Genomic DNA, 17,374 nt, shown 5'->3' with positions numbered 1-17,374 from the left:
TTCTTTTAGATTGCAAACGTTAAGCCTAGCAGCTGTTCGCTAAGGCTCCAAAGTCGATCGGCCGCTTCGGGATCGACCGCGTATGGCATGACGCCAGAGTCCGTTAATGTGTTATTGTTGTCCAATTCAAATCCGGACTCGGCGTCCTGCCCTAGAGGCCCGATATCGCAGTTCTCGCAGTACACGCCGCCCATATTGTCAAGCTGCGTGCTCGTCGCGCACCATACGCTTGTAGCAGCCCCTTGCCCTATCGTCTTGAGATTTTTCGTCGGATCGAGGACCGGCTGTCCGTTCTCGTCGATGACGCCCGCCGCTAGCAGCTCTTCGTTCGAAAGATGTTTTTCGAGACCGGTTCCTACGATGCTGCCCGGATGAAGGGAAAAGGCACGCACGCCGTCGGCCTGGCCGCGTTTGTCGAGTGCGACGGCGAAGAGAACGTTGGCCGTCTTCGACTGACCGTATGCCGCCCAACGATCATATTCGCGTTTTTCGAAATTGGGATCGTCAAACACGACTGGAGAAAAGTGATGCCCCCAGGACGAAACGGAGACGACCCGTGCGCCGTTTGCCATGCGCAGCGCGGGCCAAAGGCGCGCCGCAAGCTGGAAATGGCCCAGATGGTTCGTCGCGAATTGCGATTCATATCCGCGCGAATCGCGTCTCAGGGGGGATGCCATTATACCTGCGCTATTTACCAGGATGTGAAGCGGTCTGCCGGAGGCAAGAAACTTCTCTGCGAAGGCATCGATCGAGGCAGGATCCAGCAAGTCCATTGCTTCGATTTCGATGCCTTCGATGTCTGCAAGCGCCGTCTCCGCTTTGTTGAGATCACGCGTCGGAACGATGACTTTGGCTCCGGCAGAACGCAGCACGCGCACGGTCTCGAGACCAAGTCCGGAATAACCGCCAGTGACGATGGCAATTTTGCCGGACAGGTCGATACCCTTGATGACGTCTTCGGCTGTTGTGGAAGCTCCGAAGCCGGAACCGATAGATGATTGCTTAGTTGTCATGAAAAAGATCTCCTTTAGATGTTGGAATGAAAGAGATGAATTTTTATATAACCGATTCAATGTTTATTTAGCGCGTCCCGAAATTGATTCCATGCTGACAGTGCAAAGTGTTCCAGCCGCTGTTTGATCGATGGCCCATTCACGTACGTCAGGCATGCATAAGTTTTTTATCCGCAGGAACAATAACTGCGACGTCGTATTCTCACAGTGAACGCCGCCTTCCCCTCTAACGACTGACTCACTACGCGCCAAATGGATGCGGCAGCGTCTTGCTTCCCGCAGCGTGGCCTGTTTTATTGGGCGTTCTTAAATTGTAGTCATCATAACAGGTCTCCCTTGATGTTAATTTAGACAATAAACGTATTTTGTCTATGTGTGTATACTATACGACTGGACAAAGTTTGTAAAGTGTATAATAATGTATCCATGGACGACAAAAAAAAGCTTCATATTCTATCCGTTGCGTTGAACGTGTACTTCAAATATGGCTATAAGCGAGTGTCAATGAATGAAATAGCGGAAGCCGCCGGTATTTCGCGCGCGGGTCTCTATTTGTACTTCAAGAACAAGGAGGAAGTTTTTAACGCAACGATTCTTCACCACGGCGACACTCTCATCGCGGAAATAATGGAAGGACTTTCTTCCAAAAATACGCCTGAAGACAAGATTTTATATGCGTTCGAAGTGTGGTCAATACGCCATTTCGATCAATCGTTGCGTTCGCCGGAAGTAAAAGAAATGACCGACAGCTCTTTATCGTTTGCTCAAGAGGCACTCGATGCAAGCTACAAAAAACTCGAAGTCGTTCTGACCTCGATTTTAAAAACGAGATCGCAATTCGCCGACAACCCGAACAGCCTCCCTCCGGAGAAGTTGGCACATCTTTTAACAAGCGCATCGCGCGGGTTCAAAATCGTCGCCAAAAACTCGACGGAGCTTCGCCAAATGCTTGAAGACATGCTCCGAATTGTTCTTGCCTCTTAGAGGAATGGTTCGTTCTGCTATCGGAAAAACCGAAGGCACCTATTTAAATGAAACAAAGGCTTCCAGAGATCTGGAAGCCTTTGTTTCATGGAATAATTCTGTTTCGGGGTGAAATCCAGCGAATAAGCGAGCATTCGTAAGAAAAGCAAACGGTACCGCGAAAGTTCAATCCGCCCTGACGCCGTCTTCAAAAGGCTCGATGACCACCCGTCTCTTTTCACGCGCGGAAGCAAGGCATGCCTCGATGACTTGAATCGTCCGCACGCCGTCCCAAGGGCTGACCGTTTCCGTCTCTCCGTGCAGCACCGCCTTCGCGAAACTGTTTAACAGTAACAACTGCTGGTTGCTGCGCTCGAACGGTTCTATCCGCATCTCGCCGCGCACGGCAACCTGAATGTCCGGGCTCAGATCAGCGCGAAGCGAGAATGCCGACGGCAGCCGGATTGTGCCATGCGTGCCCCGGATTTCCAGCGTATTGGCGAAGTCCGCCCACAAGCCGCACTGAAACGTAAATGCCACGTCGCCAGGAAATTCGACGAGACCGGAGGTCATCATATCAACGCCGTCATGTTCCGGCGAAAATAACGCCTGCATCGTTGCAGCCGCCGGTTCCTGCTCCAGCACGTAACGGGCGGCGCTAAGCAAATAGCAGCCGATGTCGTACATGCTGCCGCCACCCATCTCCTGACGGAATCGGATATCGCCCTCCATAGCGGATCGGTCCGACGTAAAGACACCGTGAATGGCCCTAACCGTACCAATCTCGCCGGAACGGACAATTTCCTTGACCCGGTCGTAGCGCGGGTGATAGCGGTACATGACGTTCTCCTGAAGATGAACGCCGAACTGCTCGCAAGCCTCGACCATCCGTAACGCATCTCGCGCCGACACCGCCATCGGCTTCTCGACCAGCACATGCTTGCCTGCCCGGGCGGCATGAATCGTCCATTCCAGGTGCATGTGATTCGGCAGAGGTATGTACACCGCATCGATGTTTGGATCGGCAAGCAACTCCATGTAGCTGCCGTAAGCGTCCGGTATGCCATACGTGTCTGCAAACGTCCGCGCTCTTGTTTCATCGCGACTTGCAACAGCGGCGATCTCATGGATGTCCGAAGACCGAACGGACGGAATAAACGCCTTCGCGGCAATTTGAGCGCACCCCATAATACCCCAACGCAGCTTCCTCATCAGCTCTCCTCCAATTGGATGATGCCTATAATCGCTTCAGGAACGATACGATCGTCAGAAGCCCCTTGTCGAAATTGTACAGATGAAAATGTTCGTTCGGCGCATGCCGATTCTCGTCCGGAAGACCATAAGCCCATCATCACGACAGGAGCCGCCAGTTCGCGGGAGAAGGCTTCGACGATCGGAAACGATCCTCCGTCTGCCGTGAACAGCGCGCGCGTGCCGTAAACGTCTTCGTACGGGATTATCATTCAGCGCTGTTGTGCAAATCTGCCCGTTACTTCAATAAAAAAAGCAGCCGATCGATGTAACCAGCTGCTGTACGGTCTTCTTGCGCTAACGTATCCGTTTAGCTCAAGCGAGGTACATCAGGGCGAAAAATGTTTCCATTTCCCTTCGGAAACGACTTCGGCTGCTCCGTCGATCACTTTGATGGCGGTCTGATCGTCAATCGCATACGTCGGCCCTTGCATCCCGGCGGCCCATCTCTTTGCAGCAGCCATGGTGTTTCCAGGCAGCATCTCGTGATCCAGATGCGGAAATATCGCAAAATCTACCAAACTCAGCGTTTCATCGCCACCGGCGGGCGGAGTCCAGCCAACGAAGAATTCCCCGATATTAGGTGCCATCACCATGCTCCCGGCGCTCATTCCCACATAAACTGCCTGCAGCGACGGCAAGAGGTCCGCAAGTCCGGACTGCCGCATCCAGTGGCATAGGTAGAGAGCGTCCCCGCCCGACACCAGCAGGACGTCCGTCTCCCGGACCAGCGGCACCCAGCGGTCTTTGTCGATGCTTGGCAGCGCCGTAAGCTCCAGCACGCCGACGGACTTCCAGCCCAGGTCGACCATGGGATTCTTGGCCATGGGATTCTCGGAAATCCCGCTGATGAACTGCCAGGCTTTGACGCCGGGGCCGACCCAGGGGTGTCCGTACATCGCGGTGGGGATGCACAGGGCGTTGCAGTCGGCGATCGGCTTGTCCAGCATGCCAACTAGCGCGTCGTGTATGCTTTTGTTATTAACGCCTGCAGATGTGAGCAATAATTTCATAACCTCACTCCTTATCGTTGTGTGCGTCTGTCGTGTATTCCGCTAGACTTTCCCCCAATGCCAAGGTGTTCGATAAAAGGAGTGAACTATCCTGCTCGCTATTTCAGTCTATTCCTTTATTTTCTCATGCCACCATAGACGAGAATAAAGTCCTAGGTATTGAAAGCACGCAAACCGGCCGTTAAGTTGTCGCAGGGGACCCTGTCGCCATTCGCAAGTGGCGGAAGTTTGTCCATCCAATGCTCATATAAGGCTTCATCCACCACGTCCTTGTCATTTAAATAGTCCTTGTAGGTCTGTAAGTACTCATCATCGGATGAATTAATGTTGCGTAACCTTATTTACAAATATCTTCGTGCAAGAAGTCTGTCCCTCCACCGGATATTTTACTTTTTCATGGCTGCGTAATTTTATGGATTGATCCGGAACGCTTATCGATGATGAGCCACGTGCATATCGTTCAGCGATTTGTCTTGCTTCCTTCTTTGAAACTGTGAAGTAATCATAAATTAGTATGGCAGCGCAGATAATTGCTGCGGTTACCAACTGACTCCCCGGAGCTTCTTCATTACTTCACCCCTAAATCCCGCGTTCGTCACAGATGCGCTTCTTCGCGCTTTTGGCCGCCATAGTCCAGCTCGTTCCGGTTCTTGCGCGCGCTTCGCCAAATCGAGACGAACAGGAGCGCAAAGCCCGCCACGCCGAGCAGCGACGTTGCGGCGCTGATCCGGTACATCGCATGCGCGCCGAAATGCTGGAAGATCCAACCGCCGGTAATGCCTGCCGCGATCCCGGACACCCCTCCCCAGCTCAGCGCGTACACCGCCTGACCCGAAGCCCGGAATTCCTTCGGAACGAGCAAGACGGTCAATTGCGTTCCGACATAATAATAGCCCGCGAACGTGAGACAATGCATTGCTTGTATGAAGATGATCTGATACGGGGTTACCGCGACCGACATGAGAAACCAGCGCAGCGCGTATAGCAGGCTAACAACCGCCAGGCATAGGATCATCGTGCGCTGGCTTTTCCGCAGATACCGGTCGAACAGCAGGTAGACCGGAATCTCGAAGATCGAAGAGAGAAAAGCGGACCAGCCGATGAGCGCGTTCTTGCCCCCCAGATCGGAGATATAGATGGATACGAACGTATTGTTCATCGAGTTGGGGATCGAGATAAGAACGCCGATGACGAGAAACAGGATGAACGGCTTGTTGGCCCAGATCTGACCGTAGCCGGTCGGAGCGCCCTTCCGGTTATTCGCCGCGCCTCCGCTCGGCAGCCGCAAGGCCAAGGCGATGGAGACGAGCATCATCAAGCCGTACACGATCCACAGCCGGCGAATGGCCAGATGCTCGATCACCGGTCCCGTGGCTACCGCCATGACCGCCCAACCGAGCGACCCCCACAACCGAAATGCGCCGAATTTCTTCCCCGTCTTCTCGGCCACGTCCAAGATGAGGCTGTTGCTTTGCGAGAACAACGGGGTTTGGAAGAAAAAATAGAGCAGCATGAACGTGAAAATCAGATAGCCCGCCTGAACCGAGAAGACGATTTGCATGACCGCCGCATTGCCGATCAGCAGGATCAGCAGCACCCGCCTGGCATTCTCGAGCCGGTCGCTCCAATAGCCCCAGAAGGGGTTGGCCAGCAGCGAGATGAACGGACCGCCGGCGAGCAGCAGGCCGATCGTGAAGCTGGACATGCCGGTTTCCTTCAGATACAGCGGGAAAAACGTGCTGTAAATCGCGATCGCCCCGTAGATAAAGAAGTTGAACGTTTTAATGAAGCCCAGCGAATGTTTGGCGGACAATGAAGAAGAAGACATGAACGTTGCTCCATCCTTTCCTGCTGACGAACTTGTATTGGCCGGCTTTCGCTGCCGCCGCAAGGCGGTCTCGTGCCGGTTCGGAACCGCGCATCCGATCAACAGGAGCTGCGCGGCTCTTTCCTCTGCCCGTCATTCCTCACTCTTTCTCTGTCGAAGGCCCGGTTTCCTTCACGGCTCCGAGATCAAAAAAAGAGAAGCTGCAGACGAAATCCGCAGCTCCGGGAGATTCATTGTTCCTTCATGTTGAGGTCGCGCGTACCGTACGCGATGCTAGGCTTGATAGCCGCCGTACGCTTCGAAGCGTCGGAGCATCGTATCCGTCGCCGGGATTCCCAGCCGATCCATGGCCAATAAGACGGAACCGTAGACGGGCGCCATTTTCGGGATGATGAATTCGAAGCGCGCGTTCTCTTCCGCGATCTTCTCGCGCATGGCAGCCAGCAGATGCGGGTTCCGGCCTTCCTGCACGACGCTGCCGACCGTCACGATGCGAATCGCGTCGCCCGGGAAGCCGCCCAGACGGCGAATGACCGAATTCGCGCCGCGGCCCAGCTCCTCGCCCGCCCGCCGGAGCAGCCGGATGGCCAGCTCGTCGCCCTCGTCCCCCGCTTCGTGGAGGACGAGCGTCAAGTCGCCGGGAACCTCTTGGATATCCTGATCGAGGAAATGGTCGAAGGCCTGTCCCATGTCGGCGAACCCCAGATGCTTCGCCACTTTATCCGGCAGAATCGACGGCGCTTCCCGCAAATCCCAGGACCGGACCGCGTGGCTGAAGGTTTCCTTGGCCATATCGCCGCCTCCTGTCCGGTCGCCGAACAGATGACCGAAGCCGCCGGTCTGTACCGTCAACCCATCCCGGTTCCGACCCGCCGCGTTCGTCCCGCTTCCGCAGATCAGCACGACGCCGACGTTATCGGGCGTCCCCGCGCGCAATCCCTCGTACGTATCGCATACGACGTCCCATTCCGAGAAAGGCAGCCCCGCCAAGCCCGGACGAAGAATCCGAAAATCCTTCTCCCGGTCGGCGCCCGCTAACCCGTACTGCACGTAATCGATATCCGCTTCGTTCAATCCGGCCTGCTCGAGCGCCATCATGGCGGACTTCCGAATATTGGCGATCGCCGCATCGATACCCGGAACCTGATGATTCCCGCAGCCCGCCAACCCGCGCCCGAGCAGCCGACCCTCTTCGTCCGCGATCACCGCGAACGTCTTGCTGTTGCCTCCGTCCACGCCCATGATATAAGCCATATGCCCCGTCTCCTTCATCCTAGACTTCGTGCTGCCCGCTTGCTTGGTTTCCGCAGCGCCTGCTCCTTCGGTCAATGATCCGAGATCGCGGCCGGAAGGCTCGCTCTGCCGATGATCCTACCAGGCAGCGACTTCGCCGTCCGCCCGCGGTTCCGTCCCCCCCGCCAGCACGCCGCTGACAGGATCCCGCCAGATGATCTGTCCCCTGCCGAACATCCCCGAATCGACCGCCCGCTGCACGGTATGACCTCTTCTAGCCAGCGCCTGGGCCAAATAATCCGGGAATTGGGGCTCCACCTCGATGATCTTCTCCCGAAGCCACCGCCATCTCGGCGCGTCCAAGGCCGCCTGCGGGTTCAAGCCGAATTCGATCGTATTGAGCAGAATCTGCACATGCGCTTGCGGCTGAATCGACCCGCACATGACGCCGAAGGGACCGACGGGAACGCCGTTCTTGGTCAGAAAGCCGGGAATGATCGTATGGAACGTTTTCTTGCCCGGCGCCAGGACATTCGGATGCTCCGGGTCCAAGGAGAAGCCCGAGCCGCGATTCTGCATGCAGATCCCGGTGCCGGGAATGACGACGCCGGCTCCGAAATCGCCCGCATGGCTTTGGATGAACGACACCATGTTGCCTTCGCCGTCCGCCGCGGCCAAGTATACCGTCCCGCCCTTCGGCGGTTCCCCCGGCTCGGGAACGAGCGCCCGCTCCCCGATCAAGGCTCTTCGCTCGTCGGCGTAAGCCTCCGATAGCAGCGCATCTACGGAAACGCGCATCGAACGCGGGTCCGTGATGTACTTGAGCCCGTCGGCGAAGGCCAGCTTCACCGCTTCGATCTGCTTGTGGTACGTCTCGACCGTATCCTTCGCGGCGAAATCGAAGCCCTTCAATATGTTCAGCGCAAGCAGCGCCACGAGCCCTTGGCCGTTCGGCGGAATTTCCCACACCTCGTAGCCCTTGTAGTCGACATGGATCGGTTCGACCCATTCGGGCTCGTACGCCGCCAGATCCGCCTTCCGGAGATAACCGCCCCGCTCCCGGAAGTGCCGGCCGATCCGATCCGCCAGTTCGCCTCGGTAAAAGGACTCCGCCTTCGTCTCCGCGATCGACCGAAGCGTTCGGGCATGCGCCGCGGAGCGCCATATTTCCCCCGCGGCGGGCGCTCTGCCTTCGGGCGCGAACGTGTCGAACCACGGACCGAACAAGTCGTCCTGCAGCTCGCCGATGTTCCGGAAGCCGTCGGCCCAATATCTCGCGATCGTCGGAGATACCGGAAAGCCCTGCTCCGCATATTCGATTGCCGGCTGCAGCACGTCCGTCAGGGGAAGCCGCCCGAACCGGGCGGATAACGCGGCCCAGGCAGCGGGCGTGCCGGGCACCGTCACCGGAACCATGCCGTAGGCCGGCATCCGCTCCAGTCCCTGCGCTTTGATTTGCTCGAGCGAGATCGCCGCGGGCGACGGCCCGCTCGCATTCAACCCGTGCAGCTTCCCTTCGGTCCAGACGATGGCGAACGTATCGCCTCCGATGCTGTTCGAATTCGGTTCGACGACGGTCAGGCAAGCTGCAGTCGCGATCGCGGCGTCAATGGCGTTCCCGCCCCTCTTGAGCATGTCGAGCCCCGCCTGGGCGGCTAGCGGCTGGGACGTGGCGACCATGCCTTTGCGCCCGTAAGTCGTCATGCGCTGCGACGGATACGGGTTATATAACGGTTCGAATCGCATGGTTCAGTTCTCCTTCCGGACCGCGGTCGGCGATTGCTCCGCCACTTCCTCGGCGGTTACTTCCCGTTCAAGCCGTGCGGACAAATACATCCCTTCGCTGATGAGCATGGTCTTGAGCGCGATCTCGGCGGTAGGCAGCAGCCCGACTCTGCCCTGCAGCGCGGCTATCCAGTGCTTGGCGGAGGACTCGTAAGCGTCCTCATCGGGATTCAGCCGGCGCCGACGCTCGCTCATGGCGGCCAAGTCGAGCGTGCTGTCGAAATCCATGTCGTCGATCGTCGAGTGAAAACCGAAGCCCGACTTGGAATGGACGTCCGAATAAGCCGGCAGCCGGATCCCGCCCTGCGATCCGACGATGCTGCTGCCTTCGAGGCCTCCCATATGCAGCGACCACGCTTCGATGATATCCAGGGAGACGCCGCCTTCGAACCGGACGAAGCCCATGGCCGACTCCTCTACGTCGAAAGCGCTTTCCCCCCTGCGTTTGAGGTCCATGTCCATCTCCTGGTAGATGCTTCCGGATATGCGTTTCACCTCCGGCATACCCAGCAGATAAAGCATTTGCGCGATATGATACACGCCCATATCGAGAAGTGCCCCGCCGCTCGCCGTGTCCTTCCGGGTAAAGAAGCGCGTGCCGTACCCGTCGACGAACGGCCGGCCGCGCCGCCGGAAGCCGGTAGACCGGGCATGATAGAGACGGCCGAGCCTTCCCGAGTCGATCAGCGTTTTGGCTGCCTTGGTCTCGTCGCGGTACAGCGTGCCGAGCTGGACATGCAGCATTTTGCCGCATGCCTTCGCCATGCTCGCCATGGCTTCGCCGTCGCGGTAAGTACCGGCGATCGGCTTCTCGCAATAGACATGCTTTCCCGCCTGCAGCGCGGCGATCGTCGCCTCCGCATGCAGGTTATTGTGCAAGCACACGTCCACGGCGGCCAAATCGTCGCGGCGCAGCATCTCCCTGTAGTCGGCGTATACGCCCGGAATGCCGTACTGCTCCGCCACCCGGCGGGCCTCCTGCTCGTTGATATCGCATACCGCCGCGATCTCGACGCCTTCGATGGACGCGTACTGCTCGATATGATGCTTGCCGATCAGGCCGACGCCGATGATCCCGATTTTGACCGTCTCCATACTCGCTCCCCCTCAGGACTCGGCCCCGTGATAGAACAGCCTTCTCACGGCCGCCAGCATCCATTCGATTTCCTCGTACTGATTCGCCTCGGCATTGTATTCGACTGCCCAATAACCGCGGTAGCCCGCCTGCTCCAAAGCCCGGATCGAGACGCCGGCTTCCCCGCCGATCACGGTCTTCGCGTCGACGTGCGCGTGCACCGTCCATGGCGCCACGATCTCGTCGCCTCCGGCATGCTCGGGCTTCCACCGCTTCAAATGCAGCAAAATGCCGAAGTTGGGGCGATCCACCGCTTCGGCGATCCGCTTGAGCAGATGCGGATTCAGCGCCGCTCCCATGTGGTTCTCGGGACCGACCGCATAGCCGAATTCCGCGCCCCGGTCGCAATATTCCCGGTAGCGCTTGACGATATAGTCGAAATCGCGCTCGTCGATCTCCTCCGTTTGGCTCGTGCAGATGTCGATCCGAACGGTCTTGGCCCCAAGAATCTCGGAGGCGCGCAAATGAAGCAGCGCGTTCCGGTACAGCCGTTCGCGCCGTGCCGGGTCCGGATCGACGAGATGCACGCCGTCGAGCGCGATGTTCGCGACGGTCAGTCCTCTGTCGTCGACGGCTTTCCGGATCTTGCGAATATCATCCTCATCCGGCAGGATTACGAGGCCGTCCTCGTTCCCGCTCGCGAAAAAGCCGTTCCACAGGTCGACGGCATCCAGCCGGTAACGGAACTTCGCCGACTCGAGATACCCGAAAATATCCATGATGCCCGCCTGCCTGGAGTTGTGGAACGAATATCCTCCGATGGACAGTTTCATCAACGCTCACGCTCCTCTTCCATGCTTCATGATCGCGAATGCGCGCCGGGAAGACCGGAAAGCCCGGTCCGCCCGGCTGCCGCATGCGGTACCCTAACCGAATTTATGATGGCGGACCGCGTTACTTGCCGGATTTCTGCTTGATCTCGTCGAGCAGCTTTTGGAATTTGGGATTCATGTCTTTCAGCACCGCGGCGGGATCCTGCTCTTTGTTGAAGATCGCCTGCTGTTCGTTCAGCATGAAGGAGGTAATGTCGCCATAGCCGGCGATGAGATGGTTGGGCGATTCCTTGCCTTTCTCGATCGCGGCCGTATTGACCTCTTCCAGGTACGCGATATCCGTCAAATCGCCGTACTGCTTGAACCATTCCTCGTAAGCGACGCTGTCCGAAGGCGGATAACCGGTCGTCTTGGTCATCTCCAGCTGCATCTCCGGACTGGTCATGAATTGCACCAGCTTCCAGGCGGCATCCGGGTTTTTGGATTTGGACGAGATCATGAGCGGATCGGCATAGATGAACGGCGTGGAGGTTCCGGCCGGCCCGGTCGGCAGCGGCAGCACTCCGAATTTCAGGTTCGTATCCTTGAATCCGCCCATGACCCAGCTGCCGACGAGCGACATCGCGACTTTGCCCGTCAGGAGCGGGTCGCCGATTTTGCCGATCGATTCCTCGACGGCTTTGGTCGGCATGATCTTGTCTTTGAAGATCAGGTTCTGGAAAAACGCCGTCGCGTCCACGAGCTTGGGATCCGTCAGATCCGCCTTGTCCAGGAAACCGGTGGCATACGCCGGATCGAAGACATCGAGGCCCCAATCCCAGCTGTACGTCAGCAGATGCTCGCCCATGCCGTACGTGAAGCCGTAGACGGCGCTCGGCTTGCCGTAATCCTTGCTGACCGATTTCGCGAGCTCGACGAATTTGTCCCATGTCCATTCGGGATCTCCCGGCTTATAGTTCGGCACCGTTACGCCGGCCTTGTCGAACAGCTCTTTATTGTAGAAGATCATGCTGGAGTAAATATTGAGCGGGATGCCCTTTTGTTTGCCGTCGATCTTATAGATGTCGAGCGTGGACTGCGAGATGTTCGGATTCTCGAAGGTCGCCATGTAAGGCGTAAGATCCAGCACCATATCGCGGACATTGTAGTCGACGAACCCGCTCTGCCCCCAATGGCTCCACACATCCGGCGGCGTGCCCCCCGCGACCATCGTGTTCATCTTGGAGTCGAACTGATCGTACGGCACGCTGATGATTTCAAGCTTGATATTGGGATTGGCCGCTTCGAATTTCTTCTTCACGACGTCCGGCAGAAACTTGTCGCGAATCCCGTTGTCCTGCGCGTTGAGCAGGGTGATCGTGACTTTCTTGCCGTCTTCCGCGCTATTGCCGCCGGCCGGTTCGTTCGCTGCGCCGTCGTTGCCCCCCGTATTGCCCGTATTGCCGTTGCCGCCGTTGCCCGCGTTCGAACTGCAGCCGCTCAGCGCCAGTACCGTCCCGATGCACAACACGATCGCGATGCCTATCCACTTCTTGGCCATGTATAGCCCTCCCCTAACCTATGATAGCGAACCCGAATTGCTTGCGATGCAGCATTAGCCCAAGGCCGGCAACACCTCCTTTCGAAGCAGCCGGCTACTTCAATCCGGACACGACGATGCCTTGCACGAAATATTTCTGCGCCAGGAAGAAGATAATCGTCGGCGGCAGGATCGCCACGATCCCGGCGGCCATCAGCAGATGCCACGGCACGATATTGAACATGCTGGTAAACGAAGACAACGCGATCGATACGGTGAATTTGGAGTCGGTGTTCAAGTAGATCAACGGGCCGAGGTAATCGTTCCATCTGTACATGAATCCGAAGATGGCGGCGCTGGCCAACGCGGGACTGCACAGGGGCACCGCGATATTCCAGAAGGTGCGGAGCTCGCTGCAGCCGTCGAGCCTGGACGCCTCGAACAAATCGACCGGCACGGTGTTGAAGAACTGTCTCATGAGGAAAATGATGTAGGCCGATCCGAGAAAGGAAGGCACGTTCAGCGGGAGATAAGTGTCGATCCAGCCCAAATTCTTGAACAGCACGAACTGCGGGATCATCGTCACGGGGTAGGGGATCATCATGGTCGCGAGCAGGATCAGAAACATCGCGTTGCGGCCGATGCCGCGATATCGGGAGAAGCCGTAGGCGACGAATGCCGAAGAAAACACTTCGCCGAACGTGCCGACTACGGAATACAAGGTCGTATTGTAGAAATACCGGCCGAACGACCTGGCTTGCATCGCGTCGATGAAATTATGCCAGACGGCCGGGCTGGGGACCCACTTAGGGGGGAACAAAAAGACGTCCTGCTGGGTTTTGAGCGCGGTGGACACCATGATATAGAGCGGCAGGATCATCAGCGCCGACAAAATGACAAGCATGCTGAAAGCAAGAATCTTGACCGTCCGTTCTCCCGCGGATATGGAGCTGCTCCTGGAAAGCTTGCGCGTCGACATCGTTAATCCCCGCCTCCTTCGTAATGAACCCACCGTCTGGATACTTTCATCATGAGCCAGGTCAGAACGCCCACGAAGATGAACAACACCCACGCCATCGCGGAAGCATAGCCGAGGTTAAACGACCTGAATGCCTGCTGATAGAGGTAGTACACATAGAAGTAAGACGCGTAGTTAGGGCCGCCTTTGGTCATGACGTCCGCCTGGACGAACACTTGGAACGAGCCGATGATGCCGGTGATCAGCAGAAACAGCGTGACGGGCGAGATCATCGGGATCGTAATGTTGATCATTTGCCGGAAACGCGAGGCGCCGTCGATCTGGGCCGCTTCGTACAGGTTGGACGGAACGCTCTTCAAGCCGGCCAGGTAGATGACCACGTTATTGCCCAGCGTCCACAAGGACATCATGATCAGGGAAGGAATGACCCAGTGCTCGTTCGACAGCCACTGAGGGCCGGTCAAGCCGGTGATCTTGTAATACAGCACGTTCACGACGCCGAAGTCGGGATCCAGCAGCCAGACCCACAGCAAGGAAAGCACGACGCCCGATACCACCGAGGGCAGATAGAAGATGGTGCTGAAGATGCGCTGCCCCGGCACGCGGACGTTGAGCAGCATGGCCAGAACGAGCGAGGCCGCGAGGCCGACCGGCACGCCGACCAGCGTGTAATATAAGGTGACGCCCGAAGATTTCCAGAAGAGGTCGTTCTGAAACAGGTTTATGTAGTTGGCGAAGCCGATGAATACGGGGTCGTGGGCGATGTCGTAGCGCGTAAAGCTGTAGTAGCCGGATAACAGAATCGGGCCGCCCGTAAACAGTATCAGTCCGAGGATCCAAGGAGAAATGAAAAAGTAAAAATATTTCGTTTCGCGCAATTCCGTCTTCTTCCTAAAGCGCACACTCGCCATATCGGGTCTCATCCCCTTTGCATCGTCAATGGTAGCTTGCTCCAAAACTCTGCGGCTTCAGCGAATCCTATCGTCCGTTCCTCGTTCTTTGCCGTACGGGGCACCGCCGGCCGGTTCATCCAATCGCGGCAGGCGCAGCGGTCATCCTGTTGATTCTGGCAGCACCCTCCTCTCATGATACGTTCATGTTCGACTTTCTAACATCGTGTGTTTCATTATAAAGGTTATAATCTTTGGTGTAAATATCAAAATTCATTATTATGTAAACGATTTCATAAATAGTTGTTACTTTATTCCTGCCCTTTTTCTCCGCGCAGTCGAATCGGCGGCAGGCAACAAACTACCGACAGCTTCCGCTTGCGGTCGGTAATGGCTCATCCCCGCGAAGCCGGTCGACGTCCCGCTTAACGAAATTGCGGGAGGTAGCGCTTGTTGGCGTCAATTATTTCATCCAGAAGTTGTTTGGCCAGCTTCGCGCTGCCGATCAGCGGATGCAGCGTCAAGGCTTGCAAGCCCGCCGAATAATCGCCTTCCGCCGCCGCTTTGACGGTCAGCTCTTCATACGCTTTCACGACCTGCATCAGTCCTCTGATCTGGGGCGCGATAGGCGTGCAGATCTGAATCGGATGCGCTCCTTGGGCGTCGATGACGCAGTTCACCTCCACCGATACCTCGTCCGGCAAAAAGGGCAGAATCCCGTTATTCCGGACGTTGACCGTCTGGATGTCCTTCTTGTCGTTATAAATGGACGTCATGAGGTTAATGGCCGCTTCGGAATAGTAGGCCCCGCCGCGCTGCTGCAGCTGAGGCGGCTTGACGGCCAGGTTCGGGTCCTTGTACAGCTCGAACAGCTCGGTCTCCACGTTTCTCACGTCGTCGGCGCGAGTCGTCCCTTTCTCCCGATACGTCTTGTTCATCTCTTCGAATACGAGATCCTTCATATAAAAGTAACGATGATAGCTGCAAGGCAGCGCGCCCAACGATCGCAAAAATTCCGCGTCCCAACCGAAATCGGGAATGTTTTTCATGGTCAATCCGCTTGCGCCGGCCGCCTTGTTCAGCACGTCCGCGGTAATATCGATGCCGCTTACGACGATGCGGGTCGTCCAGGTCAAATGATTGATGCCCGCCATTTCAATAGTGACTTCGGACACGTCGACGCCGCATAACTTCGCGATTTGCATCTTGATGCCGATCGGGAGGTTGCACAGTCCCATCGTGCGGATGTTCGCGTACTTCAACACGGCTTCCGTCACGATTCCCGCCGGGTTCGTAAAGTTGATCATGAAGGCGTCCGGAGCCAGCTCTTCCATCTCCTTGGCGATATCCAGGATGACCGGGATCGTCCGCAGCGCCTTGGCGAACCCGCCGGCCCCCGTCGTTTCCTGGCCGATCAACCCGTATTTCAAGGGGATCTTCTCGTCCCGCGAACGGGCGTCCAGCATGCCGATGCGCATCTGAGTCGTGACGAAATCCGCGCCCTCGATCGCTTCGCGGCGGTTAAACGTCGTATGAACGCGAATCGGAACGCCGGCTTTCCCGATCATCCGCTTGGCGAGCTCGCCTATCGTCTCCAGCTTGCTCCTGCCTTCCTCGATATCGACCAGATAGATATCCCGGACGGGAAATTCGGGATGCTGCTTGATAAAGCCCTCGATCAATTCCGGGGTGTACGAAGATCCTCCGCCCATAACCGCCACTTTCAACCGATCTCTTCTCATCGACCGAAGCCTCCATCGTCTATGCAAATTGTCATTACATGTATCATTTACTATAAATTCATTATAACAATTCGTCAATCCATTTTTTCTATTTTATACCTGTATCCTAGACAGCCGACATCCTCTCTAACGCCCTTAGACCTATAACATGCCATTATTACGCTATATTTCTGGTTTTCATTGGTTTTCCAAGCATTCTTGGCTTCCGAAGATCGCATGGACATGTTATTATGAATTCGTCCGTACGTCTATTCGATGATATGACTCGATCGCGATTAATGACCACTGAGGAGTTACGACATGTCGACAAGCAAATACGCCACCGTAAAACAGCATCTGCTGGACGCAATCAAGTCCGGTCACTATCAGCCCGGAGATCAGCTGCCGACGGAGGATGAGCTGTGCAAATTGTACAACGTAAGCCGTACGACGATCCGCCAGGCGCTCCAGCAATTGGAATTGGAAGGCCGCATCGATAAAATCCAAGGCCGGGGGACGTTCATTTCCGCACCCAAATCGGAAATCGTTCACCACATGCTCGCCCCGATCGTCAATTTCTCCGAGCTGATGGAGACGCTGGGCCGCCGTTCGGAGTCCCGACTACTGGAGACTTCCGTCGTACCGGCCAAGCCGCCGTTCCAATCGCTGCTGGAAATCCCCGAGCTCTCGCCCGTCACGAAGCTGGTCCGGCTCCGCCTGGCCGACGATCAGCCGGTTGCCCACGAGACGATTTATCTGCCATGGTCCATGGCTCCGGGCTTGTCGAACGAGAAAGAAATCGGGTCGTTATTCAAGCTGTTGAAGGACCAATACGGTCACCAGATCGACCGGTCGGTGGACACGCTGAAGCCTGTTATCGCGGACGAAGAGATCGCGAAGCTGCTCAATATCGACCCAGGCTCCCCTTCCATTCACATCCGAACCGTATCCTACCTGCAGGACAACACGCCGATCGAATACAGCGAAAGCATTTTCCGCACGGATATGTCCCAGTTCGTCATCGAACGCCGTTACGATCACGGCTGAATTCTCGCGGCGATCTTGGCACAAAAAAGAGAAACCCCGGCGCTCCGTGCGCAAGGATCTCTCGCTATATCGTCCTGACTCGTCACTTCGCTCGAAGGCTTCCGCGATCGTAAAGGCGCTTGGCGGCAGCATTCCCGCTTTCGAGCCGTCGATCAAGCCTGAGACCGACCGACGAATTTCTCCTATCCGTCTTCCGCAGGTTTGCGCACGCGACCGAACGGCAA

General features: G+C 56.8%; 14 protein-coding genes and 1 pseudogene. 2 read left to right on the top strand and 13 right to left on the bottom strand.

The genetic code is table 11. The features are described from left to right. Positions 1–5: 5 nt before the first annotated feature. Complete coding sequence (locus AC50YL_RS18630; protein WP_494834446.1) at positions 6–1,013, bottom strand: oxidoreductase; 1,008 nt, start codon at positions 1,011–1,013, stop codon at positions 6–8. 426 nt (positions 1,014–1,439) lie between these two features. On the opposite strand from AC50YL_RS18630, the gene AC50YL_RS18625 reads away from it, so the two are divergent. Further along, positions 1,440–1,997 (top strand): TetR/AcrR family transcriptional regulator, encoded by a 558-nt coding sequence (locus tag AC50YL_RS18625; protein WP_494833782.1) that lies wholly within the window; start codon positions 1,440–1,442, stop codon positions 1,995–1,997. 165 nt (positions 1,998–2,162) lie between these two features. Here the strand turns inward: AC50YL_RS18625 and AC50YL_RS18620 are convergent, their stop codons facing one another. The 12 genes and pseudogenes from AC50YL_RS18620 to AC50YL_RS18565 all read right to left on the bottom strand — a co-directional run bounded on the left by AC50YL_RS18620 (position 2,163) and on the right by AC50YL_RS18565 (position 16,124). Then, the gene (locus AC50YL_RS18620; RefSeq protein WP_494833781.1) at positions 2,163–3,188 is read right to left on the bottom strand and encodes a Gfo/Idh/MocA family protein; all 1,026 of its coding nucleotides are present in this window, start codon (positions 3,186–3,188) and stop codon (positions 2,163–2,165) included. Positions 3,189–3,213: 25 nt separating this feature from the next. Beyond that, positions 3,214–3,427 (bottom strand): annotated as a pseudogene (locus AC50YL_RS18615) (peptidase M20); the annotation flags it as partial. Positions 3,428–3,556: 129 nt separating this feature from the next. Then, entirely contained in the window at positions 3,557–4,240 is a 684-nt protein-coding gene (locus AC50YL_RS18610) for a Type 1 glutamine amidotransferase-like domain-containing protein (RefSeq protein ID WP_494833779.1), read from the bottom strand. 595 nt (positions 4,241–4,835) lie between these two features. Next, a complete protein-coding gene (locus tag AC50YL_RS18605) occupies positions 4,836–6,068 on the bottom strand; it encodes an MFS transporter (protein ID WP_494833778.1) in 1,233 nt (410 codons plus the stop codon). 273 nt (positions 6,069–6,341) lie between these two features. Further along, entirely contained in the window at positions 6,342–7,322 is a 981-nt protein-coding gene (locus tag AC50YL_RS18600) for an N-acetylglucosamine kinase (RefSeq protein ID WP_494833777.1), read from the bottom strand. 117 nt (positions 7,323–7,439) lie between these two features. Next, positions 7,440–9,047, bottom strand: a complete 1,608-nt coding sequence (locus AC50YL_RS18595) for a gamma-glutamyltransferase family protein (RefSeq protein WP_494833776.1) — start codon at positions 9,045–9,047, stop codon at positions 7,440–7,442. A gap of 3 nt (positions 9,048–9,050) precedes the next feature. Continuing rightward, complete coding sequence (locus tag AC50YL_RS18590) at positions 9,051–10,181, bottom strand: Gfo/Idh/MocA family protein (protein ID WP_494833775.1); 1,131 nt, start codon at positions 10,179–10,181, stop codon at positions 9,051–9,053. 12 nt (positions 10,182–10,193) lie between these two features. Next, positions 10,194–10,994, bottom strand: a complete 801-nt coding sequence (locus AC50YL_RS18585; protein ID WP_494833774.1) for a sugar phosphate isomerase/epimerase family protein — start codon at positions 10,992–10,994, stop codon at positions 10,194–10,196. Between the two features lie 121 nt (positions 10,995–11,115). After that, positions 11,116–12,534, bottom strand: coding sequence for an ABC transporter substrate-binding protein (locus AC50YL_RS18580; protein WP_494833772.1), 1,419 nt, complete (start codon positions 12,532–12,534; stop codon positions 11,116–11,118). 94 nt (positions 12,535–12,628) lie between these two features. Next, complete coding sequence (locus AC50YL_RS18575; RefSeq protein WP_494833770.1) at positions 12,629–13,492, bottom strand: carbohydrate ABC transporter permease; 864 nt, start codon at positions 13,490–13,492, stop codon at positions 12,629–12,631. Positions 13,493–13,494: 2 nt separating this feature from the next. Continuing rightward, entirely contained in the window at positions 13,495–14,370 is an 876-nt protein-coding gene (locus AC50YL_RS18570; RefSeq protein WP_494833769.1) for a carbohydrate ABC transporter permease, read from the bottom strand. A gap of 437 nt (positions 14,371–14,807) precedes the next feature. Further along, on the bottom strand, positions 14,808–16,124 hold the full coding sequence (locus AC50YL_RS18565) for a 6-phospho-beta-glucosidase (RefSeq protein WP_494833768.1): 1,317 nt from the start codon (positions 16,122–16,124) through the stop codon (positions 14,808–14,810). A gap of 300 nt (positions 16,125–16,424) precedes the next feature. Between AC50YL_RS18565 and AC50YL_RS18560 the strand changes: the two genes are divergently transcribed. After that, a complete protein-coding gene (locus tag AC50YL_RS18560) occupies positions 16,425–17,150 on the top strand; it encodes a GntR family transcriptional regulator (protein WP_494833767.1) in 726 nt (241 codons plus the stop codon). Positions 17,151–17,374: the final 224 nt, after the last annotated feature.

It is taken from the genome of Paenibacillus sp. J22P277 (assembly GCF_059383675.1).
The sequence above is the reverse complement of the archived record's forward strand: the minus strand, read 5'-3'. Positions and strand labels throughout refer to the sequence as shown.

Coding starts and splice junctions, on each gene's coding strand:
- AC50YL_RS18565 (WP_494833768.1), bottom strand. CDS start 16,124: ATGAGAAGAGATCGGTTGAAAGTGGCGGTTATGGGCGGAGGATCTTCG.
- AC50YL_RS18605 (WP_494833778.1), bottom strand. CDS start 6,068: ATGTCTTCTTCTTCATTGTCCGCCAAACATTCGCTGGGCTTCATTAAA.
- AC50YL_RS18575 (WP_494833770.1), bottom strand. CDS start 13,492: ATGTCGACGCGCAAGCTTTCCAGGAGCAGCTCCATATCCGCGGGAGAA.
- AC50YL_RS18580 (WP_494833772.1), bottom strand. CDS start 12,534: ATGGCCAAGAAGTGGATAGGCATCGCGATCGTGTTGTGCATCGGGACG.
- AC50YL_RS18630 (WP_494834446.1), bottom strand. CDS start 1,013: ATGACAACTAAGCAATCATCTATCGGTTCCGGCTTCGGAGCTTCCACA.
- AC50YL_RS18610 (WP_494833779.1), bottom strand. CDS start 4,240: ATGAAATTATTGCTCACATCTGCAGGCGTTAATAACAAAAGCATACAC.
- AC50YL_RS18560 (WP_494833767.1), top strand. CDS start 16,425: ATGTCGACAAGCAAATACGCCACCGTAAAACAGCATCTGCTGGACGCA.
- AC50YL_RS18585 (WP_494833774.1), bottom strand. CDS start 10,994: ATGAAACTGTCCATCGGAGGATATTCGTTCCACAACTCCAGGCAGGCG.
- AC50YL_RS18600 (WP_494833777.1), bottom strand. CDS start 7,322: ATGGCTTATATCATGGGCGTGGACGGAGGCAACAGCAAGACGTTCGCG.
- AC50YL_RS18620 (WP_494833781.1), bottom strand. CDS start 3,188: ATGAGGAAGCTGCGTTGGGGTATTATGGGGTGCGCTCAAATTGCCGCG.
- AC50YL_RS18625 (WP_494833782.1), top strand. CDS start 1,440: ATGGACGACAAAAAAAAGCTTCATATTCTATCCGTTGCGTTGAACGTG.
- AC50YL_RS18590 (WP_494833775.1), bottom strand. CDS start 10,181: ATGGAGACGGTCAAAATCGGGATCATCGGCGTCGGCCTGATCGGCAAG.
- AC50YL_RS18595 (WP_494833776.1), bottom strand. CDS start 9,047: ATGCGATTCGAACCGTTATATAACCCGTATCCGTCGCAGCGCATGACG.